The following is a 1433-nucleotide window of genomic DNA, read 5'->3' as shown; positions in this document are numbered from 1 at the left end:
CAGGGCCGCGGTGTGTGCCCGGCTCGCCCCGGCTTGGAGTGGTTGATCGCGGCAACGGGCCCCGGAAGCGGGTGAACACGGCACCTGTGGATCATGGAGTTCTCTACGCTGCAAGATCCACGAGGGTGCCGTGTTCGTTCCTCCATCATCTCCTGTCGCTGTCCCCGTTTCTCAGGCGCCCTGCCTTCAAGCCCTCGGCGAGGATGCCGCCCAGGAGCAAGTCCGCGGCCTGATCACGGAGTTCGAGTCGGTCACCGACCCACGAGGGGCTTGCGGGGTGCGTTACCGGATCTCCTCGCTGCTGGCCCTGGTGGTCTGCGCGATGACACCCGCCGGCCACGACTCGATCACCGCGGCGGCGGAGTGGTGCCGGCGTGCGACGCCGCAGGAGCTGGCCGCCTTCGGCCTGCCTTATCACCCGTTGCTGGGCCGCTACCGAGTCCCGAGTGAAAAGACCCTGCGCTGCGTCCTGGGGCGGCTCGATCCCGGTGAGATCAGCGCGGCCGGCTACGGCTACCTCCGCCCCCTGCTGTCCACGCAGCCCCCTCGGCCGGATCCGGTGACGCCCGACGGCGGAACCGAGCGCGAACAGCGCCGGGCCCACCGGGCGGCCGCCCGCGCCGAGCCGGTACGGCTGCGGCGGCGGGCGATCGCGGTGGACGGCAAATGCCTGCGCGGCGCGAAGCGACCGGACGGCAGCCAGGTCTTCGTCCTGTCCGCCGTCCGCCACGGCGACGGTGTCACGCTCGCCTCCCGCGAGATCGGCGCGAAGACCAACGAAATCCCCGAGTTCGCACCTCTCCTCGACCAGATCGACGACGCGGATCTCGCGGGGGTGGTCGTGACCGCCGATGCCCTCCACGCCCAACGCGACCACGCCACCTACCTGCGCGAACGCGGCGCTCACTACCTGCTGACCATCAAGAACAACCAGCGCCGCCAGGCCCGTCAACTCCACGCCCTGCCCTGGAAGGAGATCCCCGTGATCCACCGCGACGACGCCCGGGGCCACGGCCGTCACGAGCAGCGGCTCGTGCAGGTCGTCACCGTCGAGGGCCTGCTCTTCCCGCACGCGTCCCAGGTCCTGCGCATCCAGCGCCGGCGCCGTCTCTACGGGGCGAAAAAATGGTCCAGCGAGACCGTCTACGCCATCACCGACCTGCCCGCCGAGGAAGCGAACGCAGCCGAGATCGCCTCCTGGGCACGCGGACACTGGACCGTGGAAAATACCGTCCACTGGTGCCGGGATGTCACCTTTAACGAGGACAAGTCCCAAGTCGGGACCCACAACGCGCCCGCCGTACTCGCTGCCCTCCGCGACCTGATCCGCAGCGCGCTCAAGCTCGCCGGCTACGTCAACACCGCCGCCGGACGCCGAGCCCACACCGACCGCCCCCGCGTCCTCACCCTCTACCGCATCACATGATCAAACC

General features: G+C 69.9%; 1 protein-coding gene. It reads left to right on the top strand.

Features of this window, described 5'->3' with window-relative positions:
- Positions 1-130: 130 nt before the first annotated feature.
- Complete coding sequence (locus ABZ656_RS57910) at positions 131-1426, top strand: ISAs1 family transposase (protein ID WP_360280815.1); 1296 nt, start codon at positions 131-133, stop codon at positions 1424-1426.
- The last annotated feature ends 7 nt before the right edge of the window (positions 1427-1433 follow it).

The sequence above is a fragment of the Streptomyces sp. NPDC007095 genome (assembly GCF_040634475.1).
Taxonomy (GTDB): Bacteria; Actinomycetota; Actinomycetes; order Streptomycetales; family Streptomycetaceae; genus Streptomyces.
The sequence above is the reverse complement of the archived record's forward strand: the minus strand, read 5'-3'. Positions and strand labels throughout refer to the sequence as shown.